At 60.1% G+C, this 19,931-nt stretch carries 19 protein-coding genes; 6 read left to right on the forward strand and 13 right to left on the reverse strand.

Features of this window, described 5'->3' with window-relative positions; all coding sequences use genetic code 11:
* Positions 1-66: 66 nt before the first annotated feature.
* From OH720_RS30390 to OH720_RS30400, 3 genes are all read right to left on the reverse strand, one after another.
* A complete protein-coding gene (locus OH720_RS30390) occupies positions 67-993 on the reverse strand; it encodes an SdiA-regulated domain-containing protein (RefSeq protein ID WP_272603940.1) in 927 nt (308 codons plus the stop codon).
* A 251-nt stretch (positions 994-1,244) separates the two neighbouring features.
* On the reverse strand, positions 1,245-1,910 hold the full coding sequence (locus OH720_RS30395) for a fumarylacetoacetate hydrolase family protein (RefSeq protein WP_272603941.1): 666 nt from the start codon (positions 1,908-1,910) through the stop codon (positions 1,245-1,247).
* A 30-nt stretch (positions 1,911-1,940) separates the two neighbouring features.
* Complete coding sequence (locus OH720_RS30400; RefSeq protein WP_272603942.1) at positions 1,941-3,335, reverse strand: FAD-binding oxidoreductase; 1,395 nt, start codon at positions 3,333-3,335, stop codon at positions 1,941-1,943.
* 204 nt (positions 3,336-3,539) lie between these two features.
* On the opposite strand from OH720_RS30400, the gene serA reads away from it, so the two are divergent.
* Positions 3,540-4,769 carry a phosphoglycerate dehydrogenase gene (gene serA, locus OH720_RS30405; protein ID WP_008064973.1) on the forward strand — a complete coding sequence of 410 codons (1,230 nt, stop codon included), beginning with the start codon at positions 3,540-3,542 and terminating at the stop codon, positions 4,767-4,769.
* Between the two features lie 51 nt (positions 4,770-4,820).
* On the opposite strand, the gene OH720_RS30410 is transcribed toward serA, so the two are convergent.
* Positions 4,821-5,246, reverse strand: coding sequence for a DUF4399 domain-containing protein (locus OH720_RS30410; RefSeq protein ID WP_272603943.1), 426 nt, complete (start codon positions 5,244-5,246; stop codon positions 4,821-4,823).
* 135 nt (positions 5,247-5,381) lie between these two features.
* Here OH720_RS30410 and OH720_RS30415 point away from each other — a divergent pair, with 135 nt between their 5' ends.
* The gene (locus OH720_RS30415) at positions 5,382-5,954 is read left to right on the forward strand and encodes a transporter substrate-binding domain-containing protein (RefSeq protein WP_272603944.1); all 573 of its coding nucleotides are present in this window, start codon (positions 5,382-5,384) and stop codon (positions 5,952-5,954) included.
* Between the two features lie 124 nt (positions 5,955-6,078).
* On the opposite strand, the gene OH720_RS30420 is transcribed toward OH720_RS30415, so the two are convergent.
* Both OH720_RS30420 and OH720_RS30425 read right to left on the reverse strand, forming a co-directional pair.
* Entirely contained in the window at positions 6,079-6,564 is a 486-nt protein-coding gene (locus tag OH720_RS30420) for a DUF523 domain-containing protein (RefSeq protein WP_272603945.1), read from the reverse strand.
* A 2-nt stretch (positions 6,565-6,566) separates the two neighbouring features.
* Positions 6,567-7,199: a 2OG-Fe(II) oxygenase gene (locus tag OH720_RS30425; protein WP_272603946.1), complete on the reverse strand. Its 633-nt coding sequence runs from the start codon at positions 7,197-7,199 to the stop codon at positions 6,567-6,569.
* A gap of 108 nt (positions 7,200-7,307) precedes the next feature.
* Between OH720_RS30425 and OH720_RS30430 the strand changes: the two genes are divergently transcribed.
* Complete coding sequence (locus OH720_RS30430; RefSeq protein ID WP_272603947.1) at positions 7,308-8,060, forward strand: DUF2059 domain-containing protein; 753 nt, start codon at positions 7,308-7,310, stop codon at positions 8,058-8,060.
* A gap of 111 nt (positions 8,061-8,171) precedes the next feature.
* On the opposite strand, the gene OH720_RS30435 is transcribed toward OH720_RS30430, so the two are convergent.
* On the reverse strand, positions 8,172-9,119 hold the full coding sequence (locus tag OH720_RS30435; protein WP_272603948.1) for an alpha/beta hydrolase: 948 nt from the start codon (positions 9,117-9,119) through the stop codon (positions 8,172-8,174).
* A 95-nt stretch (positions 9,120-9,214) separates the two neighbouring features.
* On the opposite strand from OH720_RS30435, the gene OH720_RS30440 reads away from it, so the two are divergent.
* Together OH720_RS30440 and OH720_RS30445 are read left to right on the forward strand one after the other, a co-directional pair.
* Positions 9,215-9,796, forward strand: a complete 582-nt coding sequence (locus OH720_RS30440; protein WP_272603949.1) for a DUF6436 domain-containing protein — start codon at positions 9,215-9,217, stop codon at positions 9,794-9,796.
* A gap of 109 nt (positions 9,797-9,905) precedes the next feature.
* The gene (locus tag OH720_RS30445) at positions 9,906-12,317 is read left to right on the forward strand and encodes a penicillin acylase family protein (protein ID WP_272603950.1); all 2,412 of its coding nucleotides are present in this window, start codon (positions 9,906-9,908) and stop codon (positions 12,315-12,317) included.
* Positions 12,318-12,444: 127 nt separating this feature from the next.
* Here the strand turns inward: OH720_RS30445 and OH720_RS30450 are convergent, their stop codons facing one another.
* Positions 12,445-13,410 carry a GlxA family transcriptional regulator gene (locus OH720_RS30450; protein WP_272603951.1) on the reverse strand — a complete coding sequence of 322 codons (966 nt, stop codon included), beginning with the start codon at positions 13,408-13,410 and terminating at the stop codon, positions 12,445-12,447.
* Positions 13,411-13,576: 166 nt separating this feature from the next.
* Between OH720_RS30450 and OH720_RS30455 the strand changes: the two genes are divergently transcribed.
* A complete protein-coding gene (locus OH720_RS30455; RefSeq protein ID WP_272603952.1) occupies positions 13,577-14,218 on the forward strand; it encodes an HD domain-containing protein in 642 nt (213 codons plus the stop codon).
* 134 nt (positions 14,219-14,352) lie between these two features.
* On the opposite strand, the gene OH720_RS30460 is transcribed toward OH720_RS30455, so the two are convergent.
* The 5 genes from OH720_RS30460 to OH720_RS30480 all read right to left on the reverse strand — a co-directional run bounded on the left by OH720_RS30460 (position 14,353) and on the right by OH720_RS30480 (position 19,768).
* The gene (locus OH720_RS30460; RefSeq protein ID WP_180202238.1) at positions 14,353-15,240 is read right to left on the reverse strand and encodes an ABC transporter permease subunit; all 888 of its coding nucleotides are present in this window, start codon (positions 15,238-15,240) and stop codon (positions 14,353-14,355) included.
* Entirely contained in the window at positions 15,237-16,118 is an 882-nt protein-coding gene (locus tag OH720_RS30465) for an ABC transporter permease subunit (RefSeq protein ID WP_272606540.1), read from the reverse strand. The genes OH720_RS30460 and OH720_RS30465 overlap by 4 nt, the downstream gene beginning before the upstream one ends.
* A gap of 35 nt (positions 16,119-16,153) precedes the next feature.
* Positions 16,154-17,296 (reverse strand): ABC transporter ATP-binding protein, encoded by a 1,143-nt coding sequence (locus OH720_RS30470; RefSeq protein ID WP_008064958.1) that lies wholly within the window; start codon positions 17,294-17,296, stop codon positions 16,154-16,156.
* Between the two features lie 73 nt (positions 17,297-17,369).
* Positions 17,370-18,467: a polyamine ABC transporter substrate-binding protein gene (locus OH720_RS30475; protein ID WP_272603953.1), complete on the reverse strand. Its 1,098-nt coding sequence runs from the start codon at positions 18,465-18,467 to the stop codon at positions 17,370-17,372.
* Positions 18,468-18,655: 188 nt separating this feature from the next.
* On the reverse strand, positions 18,656-19,768 hold the full coding sequence (locus tag OH720_RS30480) for a polyamine ABC transporter substrate-binding protein (RefSeq protein ID WP_110747941.1): 1,113 nt from the start codon (positions 19,766-19,768) through the stop codon (positions 18,656-18,658).
* Between the last annotated feature and the right edge of the window lie 163 nt (positions 19,769-19,931).

A 19,931-nucleotide genomic window follows, 5' to 3' on the forward strand; every position in this document is an offset into this window, starting at 1 on the left:
TTGAAGCTTAATGGCCATTGGCCTGATCCTACAACCAGAGGCAAAAAAGCCTACACGGGAAGGCGATTATTTCTGCTTTTCGAAACGGTAAAACAGGTTTGGCTCACTCACGATGTACATCGTGCCTGCCTCGTCCATGGTCACGCCTTCGGCCCGCGGGATGGTCTTTTTCAAGCCGTTGAAGCCGCCCAGCAAGGTCATGAAGCTGACCTGCTCGCCTTTTTCGTCCAGCTCCAGCAACAGGTGGGAGTCGGCGGACAACACCAGGGTGTGGCCGGTGCGCGGATCGATGGCCAGGGCAGACAGGTTGCGGATGTCCAGCTCATCACTGGCAAGCTTTTGCTTGTCGCCAGTGAGCGTCTTGCCGTCTCCTTTCCAGGTGAACAGCGCGGGTGGACGCTCTTCGCCCAGCAGCAATTGCTGATTGCGCGCATCCCAGACGACAGCCTCGAAAGCCTTGTTCTGGTCTTTTGAAGGGCCGAGGTCGTATTTCGGAAAGTCAGCGATGTTCAGCTCGCGGGTGTCGGCATCGACCTTGACGAGGGTGATCTGGTGGTCACGCTCATCGACAATGGCCAGCATACCGTTGCCCAGCGCCGTCACCCCTTCTGGATTGCTCCAGCCTACCAAAGGCATTTTGCGCAGCACGTCGCCTTGCAGCGACAACTCGGCCAGGAACGGGTTTTTACCCATCACCGAAAACAGGGTTTTGGTCTGGGCGTCGTAGGTGACGTCCGACGCTTCGTCCTTTTCCATGCCGGGCAGTGGCTTGGCGTCGATCACCGCACGGTAGTCCGGCAGCCAGACGCTGTCCTGACGCTCGGCGGGGCTTTCAAAACGCTCCAGCACCCAGAGCACGCCGCGGTCATCCCAATGCATGGCAAACGCCAGGCCGTAGGCGGCGGCGACCAACAGCAACAGCCAGGAATACCAGCGCAGGGCAAAGCGCGAGCGACGGGCAGGTTTAAGCGACGAAAGCGGTTGAGTGGCCATCAGGGCATGCGTTCCAGAAATTCAGGCTTGGGGTAATAGCACAATTGGGCCCGGCACAGACGCCGAATGCCGTGGAATTATCCAGACACTTTGTGAAAAAAACGGGAAATGGCGGGATAGCTCTGCATAGACACCCTCCCCCTGTGGGAGCTGGCTTGCCAGCGATAGCGGTGCATCAGCCAACAGAAGTGTTGAAGGTGATGGCCTCATCGCTGGCAAGCCAGCTCCCACAGGGTTCAGCAGTGTTCGATCTAGCGAACGTTGCTGCTGAAGCTGCTGGCGCCTGGCAGCTCCAGGACGATCTCGTCGCCAACGTTCAGCGGGCCTACACCCACCGGCGTGCCGGTGAGGATCACGTCACCGGCCTGCAGCGAAAAGCAACCGGCCATGTGCTGGATCATCGGCACGATCGGGTTGAGCATCGCACTGCTGTTGCCATCCTGGCGCACTTCGCCATTGATGGTCAGGCGAATACCGATGTCGGTCAGGTCGGCGAAGGTGCTGCCGGAGACGAACGGTGCAATCACCGCCGCACCGTCGAAGGACTTGGCGATTTCCCAGGGCAGGCCCTTGGATTTCAGCTCGGCCTGCTTGTCGCGCAGGGTCAGGTCCAGGGCCGGGGCGAAGCCGGAGATGGCGTCCAGCACTTCTTCAACGCTTGGCTTGGTCGACAAAGGCTTGCCGATCAGTACCGCGATTTCCGCTTCGTAATGCACCGAGCCACGCTCGGTCGGAATGCTGAAACCGCCTTCCAGCGGCACCACACAACTGCCCGGCTTGATGAACAGCAGCGGCTCGGTCGGTACCGGGTTGTCCAGTTCCTTGGCGTGTTCGGCGTAGTTACGGCCGATGCACACCACTTTCCCCAGCGGGAAGTGAATACGCGTACCGTCGACATACTGGTGCTGATAGCTCATGGACCGACTCCTGGTTCGTAGCTCTTAAAGTCAAACAGCGAAAATCTTGCCCGGGTTCATGATCCCGTTCGGATCGAACACCGCCTTGACCGCTTTCATGTACTCGATCTCGACCGGGGAACGGCTGTAGGTCAGGTAATCACGTTTGGTCATGCCCACGCCGTGTTCGGCGGAAATCGAGCCGTTGTACTTCTCGACGGTTTCGAACACCCACTTGTTCACGGTGGCGCACTTGGCGAAGAACTCGTCCTTGCTCAGGTTTTCCGGCTTGAGGATGTTCAGGTGCAGGTTGCCGTCGCCGATGTGGCCAAACCAGACGATTTCGAAGTCCGGGTAGTGTTCGCCGACGATCGCGTCGATTTCCTTGAGGAACGCCGGGACTTTCGACACGGTTACCGAAATGTCGTTTTTGTACGGCGTCCAGTGGGAAATGGTTTCGGAGATGTATTCGCGCAGTTTCCACAGGTTCTGCAGCTGGGTTTCGCTCTGGCTCATCACGCCGTCCAGGACCCAGCCCTGCTCGACACAGTGCTCAAAGGTTTCCAGGGCGTGGTTGGCCACTTCTTCAGTGGTCGCTTCGAATTCCAGCAGCGCGTAGAACGGGCAATCGGTTTCGAATGGCGCCGGCACGTCACCACGGCCCATGACCTTGGCCAGGGCTTTGTCGGAGAAGAACTCGAAAGCGGTCAGGTCGAGCTTGCTCTGGAAGGCATGCAGCACCGGCATGATCGAGTCGAAATCGGTGGTGCCGAGGACCATGGCGGTGAGGTTTTTCGGTGCGCGATCCAGGCGCATGGTCGCTTCGACCACGAAACCGAGGGTGCCTTCGGCGCCGATGAACAGCTGACGCATGTCGTAGCCGGTGGCGTTCTTGATCAAGTCGCGGTTCAGTTCCAGCACGTCGCCCTTGCCGGTGACGACTTTCATGCCGGCCACCCAGTTACGGGTCATGCCGTAGCGAATCACCTTGATCCCGCCGGCATTGGTGCCGATATTGCCGCCAATCTGGCTCGAACCTGCCGAAGCGAAATCCACTGGGTAGTACAGGCCCTTTTCTTCGGCCACGTTCTGCAGATGCTCGGTGACCACGCCCGGCTGGCAAACGGCGGTGCGGTCGGTCAGGTTCACGTCGAGGATCTGGTTCATGTAGTCGAAGGACACGACTACTTCGCCATTGGCCGCCACAGCCGCGGCGGAAAGGCCGGTGCGGCCGCCGGAAGGCACCAGCGCCACCTTGTGTTTATTGGCCCACAGGACAATGGCCTGGACCTGCTCGGTGGTCTTGGGGAACACGATGGCGGTCGGGGCCGGGGCGAAATGCTTGGTCCAATCCTTACCGTAAGCATTCAGGGAGTCGGCATCGGTCAGCACCTTGCCAGGCTCAACCAGGGTCTTCAGCTCATCAATCAGGGCAGGATTGGTCATCGACAGAACTCTCGAACAATTCATGGTCATCCTGAGAACGCTTCACGTCGCAGGAATGAGTGTTTAGCGGGGTGCATATGCTAGCATACCGACCCCGCAGGGTAGTGCCCAAAGGCTGTTCTGCGGTGACGGCATTCTTGCCGTCCGGGTCAGCATCTGTTGACCATTTCCTGCCAATTTTCTCCGGGATACAGGTTTACGCAGATGAGCAAGACTTCTCTCGATAAGAGCAAGATCAAGTTCCTTCTTCTCGAAGGCGTCCACCAATCGGCTGTCGACGTCCTCAAGGCGGCGGGCTACACCAGCATCGAGTACCTCACAGGTTCTCTGCCGGAAGCCCAGCTAAAGGAAAAGATCGCTGATGCTCACTTCATCGGCATTCGCTCGCGCACTCAACTGACCGAAGAGATCTTCGATCACGCGAAGAAGCTCGTGGCTGTAGGGTGTTTCTGCATCGGCACCAACCAGGTCGACCTGAGTGCCGCCCGTGAACGCGGTATCGCCGTGTTCAACGCGCCGTACTCCAACACCCGCTCCGTTGCCGAGCTGGTGCTGGCCGAAGCGATCCTGTTGCTGCGCGGTATCCCTGAGAAGAACGCTTCCTGCCACCGTGGCGGCTGGATCAAGAGCGCGGCGAACTCCTTCGAGATCCGCGGCAAGAAGCTGGGCATCGTCGGCTACGGCTCGATCGGCACTCAACTGTCGGTCCTGGCCGAAGGCCTGGGGATGCAGGTGTACTTCTACGACACCGTGACCAAGCTGCCACTGGGTAACGCCACCCAGGTCGGCAACCTGCACGAGCTGCTGGGCATGTCCGACATCGTCACCCTGCACGTACCGGAAACCGCTGCCACCCAGTGGATGATCGGCGAGAAGGAAATCCGCGCCATCAAGAAGGGCGGCATCCTGATCAACGCCGCACGCGGCACCGTGGTCGAGCTGGACGCCCTGGCGGATGCGATCAAGGACAAGCACCTGATCGGCGCGGCCATCGACGTGTTCCCGGTGGAGCCACGCTCCAACGACGAAGAGTTCGAAAGCCCGCTGCGTGGCCTGGACAACGTGATCCTGACCCCGCACATCGGTGGTTCCACCGCTGAGGCGCAGGCCAACATCGGCCTGGAAGTAGCGGAAAAGCTGGTCAAGTACAGCGACAACGGTACTTCGGTATCGTCCGTCAACTTCCCGGAAGTGGCACTGCCGGCTCACCCTGGCAAGCACCGCCTGCTGCACATCCACGAGAACATCCCGGGTGTGATGAGCGAGATCAACAAGGTCTTCGCCGAAAACGGCATCAACATTTCCGGTCAGTTCCTGCAGACCAACGAGAAAGTCGGCTACGTGGTGATCGACGTAGATGCCGAATACTCGGACCTGGCGCAGCAGAAGCTGCAACACGTCAAGGGCACCATTCGTAGCCGTGTGTTGTTCTAACAGCATCGAGTGGTTGTAAAAAAGGGAGCCCCTCGCAGGGGCTCCCTTTTTTTATTTAACGTTGACCGTGATTTTCTCGGAAACAATCGGTGGATCGAACACCGTGTGATTTTTGTCGCCCAGAATCAGTTGTAGCGTGTGCTTACCCGGTGTCAGTGTGACTTCAGCCTGGGTTTGTGCCTTGCCGAAGTGCACGTGATTGGCATCGACCGGGATCGTCTGCCCGGCGGCGGGCAACTCGTCAACGTCGATCAGCAAATGATGATGCCCAGTATTCTTGGTGGCATCCCCCGCCGGCGCCAACGCAATATTCTCGACAGCGAATTTGACAACAAAGGTCTGCGGAACCGTGCCACCGTCCTTGGGAGAAACGATGGACACTTCAGCGCCCTGGGGTGCCGGTGTAGCCGCACTGGCCAGCACCGAAACGCCCATCAGCAGGCCAGCCAAAGCAGCACGTGACATAAAGGTTTTCATTCTCTTCTCCAGTTTTTCCGTAAAATCCGCGTGACCATCACAACTTCATGGTCAATCGTTGTCGAAGGCACTCGACAACCATAGCAAAGCGAGCCTGAATCAGAGCATCGCGATAATGATTTCAAAGGAGTGACCATGCGTTTTCTGCCTGGCCTGATCTGCCTGCTACCCCTTTTGAGCCCGCTGGCTCATGCCGAACTGATTGACGACGTGAACGATCGCGGCGAGTTGCGCATTGCCCTTGAGGCTAATAACCCCCCCTTCAGTTTCAAGGAGGATGGCAGGCTCACGGGCTTCGAAGTCGAGTTGGGTCAACTGCTGGCCAACGAACTGGAGGTGCGTGCCGACTTTGTGGTTACCGATTCCAGTGATCTGCTGACCGGCGTGGAAAGTGGCAAATACGACATTGCCATCAACCACATTGCACAGACCCCGGCGCTCGCGGATCGTTTCGACTTCAGCGAACCTTATGTGCAAACCCAAGCGAAATTGATCGCACAGAAAGAAGAACCGCGCTCGATGTTGCTGGTGCAGTCGTTGACAGAACAAAAGCCGAAAGCCCCCCAGGCGGTGAACTTGTCGATTCCGTTCCAGAAGGGCAACCCGGCATTTCACGCCAGCCTGGAAAGCGCGTTGCAACGGATCAAGGCGGATGGGCGCCTGGAGGCGCTGGAGCAGAAGTGGCTGGGGCCGGATGCCAAGCCCTGAAGCCATGTGATACCCCTGTAGGAGTGAGCCTGCTCGCGATGGCGGTCTGACATTCAAGATCAATATTGAATGGACTGGCCTCATCGCGAGCAGGCTCACTCCTACAGTTGATTTGTGTTGAAGGTCAGTCTTGTGCCGTCAATGCCTGCGCCGCTTCAGCCAACTCAAGCTCACTGAAGACTTGCACCCCATGGCGCCTGAGCAGCGCCGCTGTCACGCCCTCGCCACTGACCTTCACCCCGCTAAACGTCCCGTCATAGGTCAGCAGGTTGCCGCACGACGGGCTGTTGGCCTTGAGCACAGCAACGCGGATGCCGTGCTGCTGCACCAGTTCAAGAGCTTGATAAGCCCCCGACAGAAACTGCGCACTGACATCCTCGCCTTCGGTGGTGATCACCGCGGCCTGGCCATCGAGCACTGCACCGCCCTGCCCGCCGGGAATTTCCGCCGCCGCCCGTGGCGTCGGCAGGCCACCGGCAACTTCCGGACACAACGGCACGACCCGACCTTCGTCGATCCACCGCTGCAACTGATCGAAAGGCCCGCTGGCCCCGCCGTCATAACGTACGCGGTGGCCCAGCAGGCAGCGGCTTACCAGTATCTTTTGCATGATCAGAACGGCTCGTTGCCTCGACGCCGGAACCAGCCGGTCAACGACAGGCGCTCACGGCTCGCAGGCAGGACTTCATGGGGGACCTCCCCCGACAGGAACACCACCAGGCATCCGCCGACGGGTACCACATCGTATTGCGCGCCTTCATCCAGGTACATACGCAACTGACCGCCCTGCTCCGGCTGCCAGTCGTCATTGAGGTAGACCACCGCCGATACCATGCGCCGGTCGTCGTCACGAAAGCGGTCGACATGCTTGAGGTAGAAAGCGCCGGGCGGGTACATCGCGAAATGGCTCTCGAAATCCTCCAGCCCCAGGAACAGGCCACGGTTCAGCGCCTCGCGCAGGCTGTCCATCAACGCCAGATAGCTGTCGCAGACCTCGGCCTGGCCGGGCTCGATCCACTGGATATGATCGCCGCGAATCCCCTCGCGTATCTCCGACGACGGCCCTCGACCCACGGCAGCCGGGGCCAGCTCACCTTCGGCCGCACGTTTACGGCACTCGGCCGCCAGCGCTCGGGTCAGATCCTGAGAAAGGAAAATATTCTGCTGCGACCAACCGCTGGTGGCCAGGTCGTCGACGATTTGTAACAGCTGCGGGTGATCAGAAGGTATTTGCATGGCGCGCATAGTATTCCTGCGCCTGAAAATCCGACAGAGCCATGCAGCGGGTTGATACGAATTCTCGACAAGACTGTATGCCACACGGAGAATAGTCGCCTGCTGACAGGAGTCCCTATGCGCCGTTTGCTTTTCTCCCTGCTGATGCTCTGTGTTATGCCCGCCTGGGCAGACGGCCACGACCAACTGTACAAGGTCGCCGGCTGGCCAGAACAACGCGCGCATTTCAACGACGCCCTCTCGGCCGCTCAACAGCGCTACCAAAGCAGCCTGCCACCGGCGGTTTTCCAGGCGCTGGTCGACAACAGCAACCAGCGTTTCGCCCCCAAGGCCGTGGACCAGCGTGCCGAAGCGCAGCTGCGCAAGAACCTCGCCGATCCGAAACCGGCGCTGGCGTTCTTTCAATCGCCACTGGGCAAGAAAATCGTCGCCGCCGAATTACTCGCGACCCGCCGCGATCAACTGGCGAAAAACGCCAAGGGCTTGCCCAAGATGCAGGCCAGCGACAGCCGCCTGCTGATCATCGGCCACCTGGCCCAGGCCCTGCCTGCTCGCGAGGCCGGTGCGGAAGTCAGCCTGGCGATTGCCGGTGTCGCGGCCGACAGCCTCAGCTCGATGATCCCCGGCCTGCTCGGCGCCGGCCAGACCCAAAGCATGCTGAACGGGCAGCGCCAGCGCTTGATGGACCAGATCGGCAGCGACCTGAGCAACACGTTGCTGTACGTCTATCGCGACCTGTCGGATGAGGAACTGGAAGAGTTCGCCACGTTTGCCGAGTCGGCTGAAGGCAAGGCCTATTACCAGGCGGCGCTGGCGGCGATTCGGGCGGGGTTGGCGGTGGGGCAAAGCACTTCGAATCTGACCCAGTGATTCTTGGCGATAGTTAGATCGCTATCGCTAGCAGGCTAGCTCCCACAGGGGGCCGGCGTACACAGATACATTGTGGGAGCCAGCCTGCTGGCGATGAGGGCCTTTCTGTCACTACAGATTCCGGCCCTTGAACCGCTTGGTCAAAAACCCGAAATACTCCCCGCGCAACACCAGCGTTTCATTGGCCAGATGATGCCGTGCCTCGGGCAACATCAGCACCTGAGGCCGGTCGAACTTGGCACGCAGCACCTCAAGGTTATGCTCCCAATCCACCGTCATATCCGCTTGCCCCTGCACAATCAATGGTCGCCTGGTACTTGCCGGCGCGGCTTCGACACGCTTGATCCAGCGCGCCAACGCCCCGACCCATGCCGTCGGGAGTCGCAGCGGCTGCAGCGGATCGGCTTGCAGGAACGGCAAGAACTCCGGGTCGTTGGAGTTCTCGCTGAAGCGTCGGGCAATGGCTTTGACGAAAGGCCTGAGCAGGTAATAGCTCAGTTGCGACCAGCCCCACGCCCGTGGCCGCACCAGCGGCGCCAACAGGATCACCTGCCCCTGGGCCGGACTGCCCGCCCCCGCATTGAGCACATGATCGATCACGATTGCGCCGCCCGTGCTTTGCCCGCACAGATGCCACGGATGCGGCAAATCGAGGGACAACGCCTCGGCAAACAAGCCCTGCAGGGTGTCCTGATACTCGGCGAAGTCCTTGATGCTCGCCCGTTCGCCACTGGAAAGCCCATGGCCCGGCAAGTCGCAGGCAATCACGGCGAAGCCCTGCTCCAGCGCCCACTCGATCACATGCCGGTAGAGACCGGTATGGTCGTAGAAACCGTGAAAGACGAACAGCGTCGCCTTCACCTGCTCCGGCCACCACACCTGGCTGACCACCTCGTAACCATCGACCTGGAAACAACCCAAGGCGCTGCGTACATTGCGCGTCGAGAAGTCCAGCCCATAAAACCGTTGATAAGCCAAGGCCTCCGCTGACAACGGCTGCCCTTGCGCCAGCGGCCGCAGGCTGGCACGCAGATGATCGGGATCGAAGGTCACTGACATGGGCATTCCAGAGCGCGAAACGGACTTTATAGACCTGCGATATTCATCTGTCGCGGCAAGCATGGCAAGCTAGCCGCCCCACAAGGAGTGACCCCATGCGCTCGCCCTATCGCGCCACCCTGATCGCCAGCCTGCTTGCCCTCGTGTGCGCCGGGGTGCTGTGGGCCGCCTACGACTGGTTTCAGGGACGCTACCTGCGGGCCTTCAGCGAGCACACGGCGATGTTCTCCGGTGATCCACTGCGCCTGCCCGACAACCTTGCCGGCCCCGGTGCCATCCGCCTCGTGCATTTCTGGGACCCGGCCTGCCCGTGCAATGTCGGCAATCAACAACACCTGACCGAACTGGTCGAGCGCTATGTCCCGCACGGCGTGGAATTTTATGCGGTGCAAAAGCCCGGTAGCCACGGCCAACTGCCCGCCACCCTCGGCAGCCTGAAAGCCATCGACGTCCTGCCCGGCTCCGAGCAGATTCCCGCCAGCCCCGCCGTGGCGATCTGGGACCGCAACGGCAGGCTGGCCTATTTCGGGCCCTACAGCGAAGGCCTGACCTGCAATTCCAGCAACAGCTTTATCGAACCGATCCTGCAAGCGCTGAACGAAGGTCGCGACGTGAGTGCCACGCACACACTGGCCGTGGGGTGTTACTGCCCGTGGCCTGTCGTCCCGACGAGGTAACCCCGACAGCAAACGAGAATCCCTCCTACGGGCGATGGGCCAAGGCGGCTTGTCGTGTTAAACAGTCTCGCCAGGGAATTGCTGTCACCAATAACAATAAGGAGTCACCATGAAACGTAGCCTGACCGCACTCGGTTTGCTGATCGTCGCGCTCGCCGCCGGTGCCGGTTGGTACGTCTACAGCAAGCAACCGTCACGCCAGGGCATGGTGGAACTGCAGCAGCTGCAAGGTTCGGTCACCGTGCGCTATGACGAGCGCGGCATCCCGCACATCCGTGCCGACAACGAAATCGACCTTTATCGCGCCCTCGGCTATGTCCATGCCCAGGATCGGTTGTTCCAGATGGAGGTCTTGCGCCGCCTCGCCCGTGGCGAACTGGCCGAGGTGCTTGGGCCGAAGCTGCTCGACACCGACAAGTTGATGCGCAGCCTGCGCATTCGCGAACGTGCCGAAACCTACCTGGCGAACATGGACAAGCAATCGCCTGCCTTCCTGGCCCTGCAGGCGTACCTGGACGGCATCAACCAGTACCAGGACAGTCACGCCAAACCCGTAGAGTTCGATGTGCTGGGCATTGCCAAGCGCCCGTTCACTGCGCAGGACACCATCAGCATCGCCGGCTACATGGCCTACAGTTTTGCCGCGGCGTTTCGCACCGAACCGCTGCTGACCTACGTGCGTGATCAATTGGGCGCCGACTATCTGAGCGTCTTCGATCTCGACTGGCAGGCCAAGGGCGTGATGGCGTCCCGACACAGCACGGCCCCGTCGCCCCTCGCCAGCGCCGACTGGAAAGACCTCAACGCCCTCGCCCGCCTGAGCGAACAGGCCCTGGCCGACAACGGTTTGCCGCAGTTCGAGGGCAGCAACGCCTGGGCGGTTGCCGGCAATCGCACCAAAAGCGGCAAGCCGCTGCTGGCTGGTGACCCGCACATCCGCTTTTCCGCGCCGTCGGTGTGGTACGAAGCGCAGCTGTCGGCGCCAGGCTTCGAGCTCTATGGCCATTACCAGGCCCTGATGCCGTTCGCTTCGCTGGGCATGAACCGGGACTTCGGCTGGAGCATCACCATGTTCCAGAACGACGACCTCGACCTGATTGCCGAAAAGGTCAACCCGGACAATCCGAATCAGGTCTGGTATCGCGGCAAATGGGTGGACATGGTCAGCAGCGAACAACAGATCGCGGTCAAGGGCCAGGCCCCGGTCACTTTGACATTGCGCCAGTCACCCCATGGTCCGATCGTCAACGATGCGCTGGGCAACAGCGTCGGCAAGACGCCGATCGCCATGTGGTGGGGTTTTCTCGAAAGCCAGAACCCGATCATCGATGGCTTCTACCAGCTCAACCGCGCCGATACCCTGGCCAAGGCCCGTAGCGCTGCCGCCAAGGTCCAGGCTCCCGGCCTGAACATCGTCTGGGCCAATGCCAAGGGCGACATCGGCTGGTGGGCTGCGGCGCAATTGCCCAAGCGCCCTGCCGGGGTGCGCCCGTGGTTTATCCTCGACGGCAGCACCAGCGATGCCGACAAGGACGGCTTCTACCCGTTCAGCGCCAACCCGCAGGAAGAAAACCCGGCACGGGGCTACATCGTTTCGGCCAACTTCCAGCCGCTGTCGCCGACGGGGATGGAGATCCCCGGTTATTACAACCTCGCCGATCGCGGCCAGCAGCTCAATCGGCAGCTCAGCGACAAGAACGTCAAATGGGATCTGGAAAACAGCCAGCAACTGCAACTGGGCACCACCACCGCCTACGGCCCGCGACTGTTGGCACCCCTGCTGCCGACCCTGCGCGAAGTGGTCAGCGACCCTGCGCAGTTCAAGCTGGTGGAGCAATTGGCCCAGTGGAAAGGCGACTACCCGCTGGATTCCACCAGCGCCACGCTGTTCAACCAGTTCCTGTTCAACCTGGCTGACGCGGCGATGCACGACGACCTGGGCAATGACTTCTTTGAAACGCTGCTCTCGACCCGGGTGGTCGATGCCGCACTGCCGCGCCTGGCGGCGACGCCGGATTCACCGTGGTGGGACAACCGCAATACCCTCGGCAAGGAAACCCGCGCCGACACCGTCAAGGTCGCGTGGCTGGCCAGCATCGCCCACCTCAAGGCCACGCTGGGTGCCGATTTCTCGCAATGGCAATGGGGCAAGGCGCACACGCTGACCCATGGCCACCCACTGGGGCAGCAAAAGCCGCTGGACCGGATCTTCAATGTCGGCCCGTTCGCGGCCCCCGGTACCCATGAAGTGCCGAACAACCTGTCGGCCAAGATCGGCCCGGCACCCTGGCCGGTGACGTACGGGCCATCGACCCGACGCCTGATCGACTTCGCCGACCCGGCCCACAGTTTGACGGTCAACCCGGTTGGCCAGAGTGGTGTGCCGTTCGACAGGCACTTTGATGATCAGGCTGAGGCGTATATCGAGGGGGTTTATTTCCAGGCGCATCTCAATGATGAAGAGGTGACGGCGAATACGAAGAGTACGTTGAAGCTGTTGCCGGCGCGGACAGCTCAGTAAATTTGTTTTGGCTGGACTGGCCTCATCGCCAGCAGGCTGGCTCCCACAGTGGCCCTGTGCACGCAGATCCATTGTGGGAGCCAGCCTGCTGGCGATGAGATCCTCAAGAACAACACAAATTCATGACTCAAACCATCGCAGCAAAGTTCTGCCGAAACTGCTGTGGCGTCACCCCCAGCCTGCGGTTGAACACGCTGCGCATGTGCTGGGCATCGCGGAACCCGCACTGGTAGGCCACGGTCTTGAGCGGGGCGGCGGTGCTTTCCAGCATCACCCGCGCCGCATCCACTCGCGCGCGCTCGACAAACTCGGCCGGGGTGACTTTCGCTTCCTTGGCAAATACCCGGGAAAAGTTGCGTGCACTCATGTTGGCCGCGTTGGCCAGGTCGGCGATGCTCAGGTCACCCGTCAGGTTCGCCAGCACGTAATGCTGGACCATCGCCACGGCGGAGGTCGGCTGCGCGTGGGGCGTGAGAAACGGGCTGAACTGTGACTGCCCGCCCGAACGCTGGGTGAACACCACCAGGCGTTTTGCCACGCTCAGGGCCACGTCTGGCCCGTGATCGCGCCCCAGCAGATACAGCGACAGATCGATCCCGGCCGTCACCCCCGCCGAGGTGAAAAGCTCGCCGTCCTGAACGTAAAGCCGATCGGCTTCGACTCGAGTCGTCGGACACAAATCAGCCAACGCCGCGGCATCGCCCCAATGGGTGGTCACCGTGCGCCCTTCCAGCAATCCTGCCTTGGCGAGCATGAACGCGCCGTTGCAGATCGAGCCATAGCGTTGCGCCCGCGCGCAGGCATCGCGCAGCCAGGCATCGAATGCAGCGCCAAACGTCATGAACGGCAATTGCGGCCCCCCGGCCACCAGTAGCAGGTCATAAGACTCCAGCGCTTCGCTGAAATGCCGATGGGCGTTCAGCGCCAAACCGTTGGAACAGGCCATCACGCCGCGCTCAACGCCAATCACTTCCAGGCGATAGTGATCCTCGGGGGCGAGGAAGCGATTGGCTTCGCAAAACACATCCATGGGGCCGGTGACGTCCAGCGACTGGACGCCGGCGAAGACCACGATGGCGACGGTTTTGTGCATGGTCTGAATCATCTCCAGGACTTAAGTCGGCGCCTTGTGGCCAGGTTGGCGCGATATGCATGCTCATTGGCAAGGATCGCAGCCACGGATCGATTGTCCCGTTTGAGGGCCGCGAACAGACTTTAACCCTCAGCGCCGCCCCGGCGTCAACTTTGAGGAAAAGCCCATGAGCACCACCATCGCCGGCATCAAGATCCCCGACAGCGCCTTGGCCAAAGCCACCACCGAATACATCCGCGACATCGAATCCGACCTGCTTTACCACCACTCGCGCCGGGTGTTCCTGTTCGGTGCACTGAGCGGCGAACGCAAGCAACTGGCCTACAACCCGGAGCTTTTGTATGTCGGCGCGATGTTCCATGACCTGGGCCTGGTGGACGGTTATCGCAGCGCCAACGAGCGCTTCGAAGTCGATGGCGCCAACGCGGCGGCCGCATTTCTCAAGCCTTACGGGTTTAGCGATGACGACATCGAGCAGGTCTGGTTGTCGATCGCCCTGCACACCACGCCGGGCGTGCCGCAACACCTGCGGCCAACCGTGGCGCTGGTGACCGCCGGCGTCGAAATGGACGTGCTGGGCATGGACTACGCGGCGTTTTCCAGCGTGCAGCGTGAAGCGGTGGTGCATGCGCATCCACGGGGCGAAGGGTTCAAGGAGTGCATCATCTGCGCCTTTGCCGACGGCTTGCGCCATCGTCCGCAGACCACGTTCGGCAATGTGAAGACCGACGTGTTGATGGATCAGGAGCCGGGGTTCAAGCCGATGAATTTTGTCGAGGTCATCCGCCAATCCCCTTGGGTCGCCTAAAAACCTGTAGGAGCGAGCCTGCTCGCGATGGTGTGTCAGTCGAAATTACCTTTACTGACACACCATCGCGAGCAGGCTCGCTCCTACAGTTGTTTTGGGTTGACCACAAAGCTGTGGTCAACCCGACTTCCAGTTCAAGCCGCTTCCGGCTGCGCGCGACGCACGTCCGGTTGCTTCCACGAATCGGCAGCGCTTTCTTCGATGGCTTGCTGGATCGCACGCTTGCGCGCTTCTTCGGCACGACGGCTGAAGAACCAGACCAGGAACGTCATCAGCGAAACCGCCAGCAGAATCAGGCTGGCCACGGCGTTGATCTCCGGTTTCACGCCCAGGCGCACCGCCGAGAACACTTCCATCGGCAAGGTGGTGGAACCCGGGCCCGACACGAAGCTCGCCAGCACCAGGTCATCCAGCGACAGGGCAAACGACATCATGCCGCCGGCCGCCAGCGATGGGGCGATCATCGGGATGGTGATCAGGAAGAACACCTTCCACGGTTTCGCGCCCAGGTCCATGGCCGCTTCTTCGATGGACAGGTCCAGCTCACGCAAGCGCGCCGACACCACCACCGCCACATACGCCGCACAGAACGTGGTGTGGGCGATCCAGATCGTCACGATGCCACGTTCCTGTGGCCAGCCGATCATCTGCGCCATGGCCACGAACAGCAGCAACAGCGACAGACCGGTGATCACTTCCGGCATCACCAACGGTGCCGTGACCAGGCCGCCGAACAGCGTACGGCCCTTGAAGTGGGTGATGCGGGTCAGGACGAACGCGGCCAGCGTTCCCAGTGCGACGGCTGCAATCGCGGTGTAGCAGGCGATCTCCAGCGAGCGCACCACCGAGCCCATCAGCTGGGTGTTGTCCATCAGGCCGACGTACCACTTGATCGACCAGCCGCCCCACACCGTCACCAGTTTCGAGGCGTTGAAGGAGTAGATCACCAGGATCAGCATCGGCAGGTAGATGAACATCAGACCCAGTACCAGCATCAGGCTGGAGAAACGGAAGCGTTTCATTCTTTACCCTCCATTTCCTTGGCCTGACTGCGGTTGAACAGAATGATCGGCACAATCAGGATCGCCAGCATCACCACCGCCAGGGCGGATGCCACCGGCCAGTCACGGTTGTTGAAGAACTCTTGCCAGAGCACTTTACCGATCATCAGGGTCTCCGGACCGCCGAGCAGTTCCGGGATCACGAACTCACCCACTACCGGGATGAACACCAGCATGCAGCCGGCGATGATGCCGTTCTTGGACAGCGGGATGGTGATCTTCCAGAAGCTGTTGAAGGTGCTCGAACCCAGGTCCGACGCGGCTTCCAGCAAACTGTTGTCGTGCTTCACCAGGTTGGCGTACAGCGGCAGGATCATGAACGGCAGGTACGAATACACCACGCCGATGTACACGGCGAGGTTGGTATTGAGGATCTGCAGTGGCTCACTGATCCAGCCCATGCTCATCAGGAAACCGTTGAGCAGGCCGTTGTTGCTGAGGATGCCCATCCACGCATACACGCGGATCAGGATCGCGGTCCAGGTCGGCATCATGATCAGCAGCACCAGCACCGTTTGCAGCTCTTTGCGGGCGCTGGCGATGGCGTAGGCCATCGGGTAGCCGATCAGCAGGCAGAGGATGGTGCTGATCAGCGCCATCTTCAAGGAGCCGAGGTAGGCGGCGATGTACAACTCATCGTCGCCGAGCATCGCGTAGTTGCCCAGGTTGAGCAGCACCTGCAGCTTCTGCTCGGCGTAGCTGTAGATCTCGGTGTACGGCGGAATGGCCACGTCGGCTTCGGCGAAGCTGATCTTCAGGACGATGAAGAACGGCAACATGAAGAACAGGAACAGCCAGATGAAGGGAACCCCGATGACCAGCTGACGGCCACCGGGAATTATTCGATTGAGCCGGCGTTTGAATTTGCGCATGTTCATGAGCGAAGTACCACGCCGCTATCGTCTTCCCAATACACGTACACCTGGTCACCCCAGGTCGGCCGCTGGCCACGGCGCTCGGCGTTGGCCACGAACGACTGGACGATCTTGCCGCTCGGCAATTCGACGTAGAACACCGAGTGACCACCCAGGTAGGCGATGTCGTGCACCTTGCCGCTGGACCAGTTGTATTCACAGGTCGGCATGGTCGGGGTCACCAGCAGTTTTTCCGGACGGATCGCATAGGTCACGGACTTGTCCTGCACCGAGGTGCTGATGCCGTGGCCCACATAGATCTTCCGGTCGAGGTCCTTGCAGGTGATGATCGCGTGGCCCTCGGCGTCGTCGATCACTTCACCGTCGAAGATGTTGACGTTGCCGATGAATTCGCAGACCAGGCGGCTGGTCGGGGTTTCGTAGATGTCGATCGGGCTGCCGATTTGGGCGATCCAGCCCAGGTGCATGATCGCGATGCGCTCGGCCATGGTCATGGCCTCTTCCTGGTCGTGGGTCACCATGACGCAGGTTACGCCGACGCGCTCGATGATCTCCACCAGCTCCAGCTGCATTTGCGAACGCAGTTTTTTATCCAGCGCGCCCATCGGCTCGTCGAGCAGCAGCAGCTTCGGACGCTTGGCCAGGGAACGGGCCAGGGCCACACGCTGACGCTGGCCGCCGGACAACTGATGCGGCTTGCGCTTGGCGTACTGGGTCATCTGCACCAGCTTGAGCATGTCCGCCACCCGAGCATCGATCTCGGCGGCAGGCAGCTTGTCCTGCTTGAGGCCGAAGGCGATGTTCTGCGCCACGGTCATGTGCGGGAACAGGGCGTAGGACTGGAACATCATGTTGATCGGCCGCTCGTACGGCGGCATGTCGGTGATGTCCACGCCGTCGAGGAAGATCCGCCCTTCGGTCGGTCGTTCGAAGCCGGCGAGCATGCGCAGCAGTGTGGATTTGCCCGATCCCGAACCGCCGAGCAAGGCGAAAATCTCGCCTTTCTTGATTTCCAGGGACACGTCGTCCACGGCAATCGTCTCGTCGAACTTCTTCGTGACCCGGTCGATTTTGACCAGCACCTGCTTAGGTGACTGGTCGCCCTCGAGGGCTTTCTTATAGGCGCCGGAGGCAACTGCCATTTACGAAACTCCCGAAAAAAAAGAGTACAGTTCGCTCAAGCTGAGCCAACCTTGGATAGTTTGAGCCTTGAAGCTATTTACCCGACTTGACCTTGGTCCAGCTGCGGGTCATCAAACGTTGAATGTTTGGTGGTAACTCGATGGACACGTAGGTCTTGTCGAGTACGGCTTGCGGTGGATAAACCGCTTCGTCGGTGCGAATGGACTGTTCCATCAGTTTGTCCGACCCGGGGTTAGGGTTGGCGTAGCCGACGTAATCACTGACCTGGGCGATCACCTCAGGTTTCAGCAAATAGTTGATGAACGCGTGCGCTTCTTTCACGTTGGCCGAGTCCTTCGGAATCGCCAGCATGTCGAACCACAACGCACCGCCTTCCTTGGGAATCGAGTAGGCGATGTTCACGCCTTTCTTGGCTTCGGCCGCGCGGTTGCGGGCCTGGAACATGTCGCCGGAGAAACCGATGGCCACGCAGATATCGCCGTTGGCCAGGTCTGCGATGTATTTGGAGGAGTGGAAGTAAGTTACGTAAGGGCGCACCGCCAGCAACTTGGCTTCGGCCTTTTTGTAGTCTTCGGGGTTGGTGCTGTTGGCATCCAGGCCCATGTAGTTGAGGACCGTAGGCATCATCTCATCGGCGGAGTCGAGGAACGCCACGCCGCAGCTTTGCAGTTTCTTGATGTTTTCCGGTTCGAATACCGCGGCCCAGGAGTCGATCTTGTCGACGCCCAGCACAGCCTTGACCTTGTCGACGTTGTAACCGATGCCGTTGGTGCCCCACAGGTACGGCACGGCGTACAGGTTACCCGGATCGTTCTGCTCCAGGCGCTTGAGCAGCACCGGATCGAGGTTCGAATAGTTCGGCAACTTCGACTTGTCGAGTTTCTGGAAAGCTCCGGCCTTGATCTGCTTGCCAAGGAAGTGGTTGGACGGCACGACCACGTCATAACCGGTACGCCCGGCCAGCAACTTGCCTTCCAGGGTTTCGTTGGAATCGAATACGTCATAAACCGGTTTGATACCGGTCTCTTTCTGGAAGTCGGCCAGGGTGGTCTCGCCGATGTAATCCGACCAGTTATAAATATGCACTGTGCCAGCCGCCTGAACATTGACGGCAAGCGTCAACCCGGCAGCGACCAGCATGGCATTGCGCAACAAAGAAAAAATAGGCAAGTGGAGGTCCTCTAAAATGAGTTTGGCTCAAGTTGCCCCGCGTTACATGACAGCCATGGCTGCCTGACAACAAAACCGGCGCGCAACTTACCCTCGAAAAACCGTTCCAGCAAAACTTTCTGTCATTTAATTTATCCTGTTGTCGCCGCCGCGCAGGCGGCAACAACAGGTTGTTGCATCAAACCGGCTTATTTACCGGATTTGATCTTGGTCCAGCTGCGAGTCATGATCCGCTGGGTCGCTGCCGGCAAGTCGGCAATCGCGTACAGCTTGGCCAGCACGTCAGCGGGTGGGTAGACGCCTGGATCGCTGGTGATGTCTTTATCAACCAACGGCGTGGCCGCTGCGTTACCGTTCGGGAAACGTACGGCGTTGGTGATTTCAGCCATGATTTCCGGCTTCTGCAGGAAGGTCATGAACTTGTAGGCGCCCTCGACGTTTTCGGCATCTTTAGGGATGGCGACCATGTCGTAGAAGCTGCCAGCACCTTCTTTCGGAATGTTGTAGCTGACTTTCACCTTGTCACCGGCTTCAGCCGCGCGGGACTTGGCCTGGTAGATGTCGCCCGAGTAACCCACGGCCACGCAGATGTTGCCGTTGGCCAGGTCGGAGATGTACTTGGACGAGTGGAAATAGGCGATCGAAGGACGGACCTTCATGATCAACGCTTCAGCCTTGTCGATGTCTTCTTTCTTCTGGCTGTCGGTTGGCAGGCCCAGGTAGTGCAACGCCACCGGAATCATTTCGGTTGGCGAATCCAGCAGGCTGATACCGCACGACTTCAGCTTGGCGGCATTTTCAGGCTTGAAGATCAGGTCCCAGGAATCGACTGGAGCGTCGGCGCCCAGTGCTGCCTTGACCTTCTCGGCGTTGAAGCCAATACCGATCGAACCCCACATGTACGGGAAGGCGTGTTCGTTACCCGGGTCGCTCACCGATACCGCCTTGAGCAGGTCGGTGTTCAGGTTCTTCCAGTTAGGCAGCTTGGACTTGTCCAGCTTCTGGTAGACGCCAGCCTTGATCTGCTTGGCCAGGAAGTTGTTCGACGGTACGACGATGTCGTAACCGGACTTGCCTGCCAGCAACTTGGCTTCGAGGGTTTCGTTACTGTCGAAGACGTCGTAGACAACTTTGATGCCCGACTCGTCTTCAAACTTCTTGATAGTGTCCGGAGCGATGTAATCAGACCAGTTATAGACGTGCAACACCTTGTCGTCCGCCTGAACCGCACCCGCCATAATACCCATCAGGGACATGGCGAGGAGGGTCTTGCCAGCAAGCTTTTTTCCTAATGCCTTCATGCGTAATGCTCCAAATTTTTCTTTTTTGAACCACTTTGTTCAGCGGCCGAACCCGGACAACTGGAACCGCGGCTAGTCTGGCAAGATCCGAGGCGGTCTTTCAAGGAAAGGCCAACGTTTCTGACAGCTCTGAGCGAAAGTTTCATGACTCCCGCTCAGAGCC

It is taken from the genome of Pseudomonas sp. WJP1, from assembly GCF_028471945.1.
Classification (GTDB): domain Bacteria; phylum Pseudomonadota; class Gammaproteobacteria; order Pseudomonadales; family Pseudomonadaceae; genus Aquipseudomonas.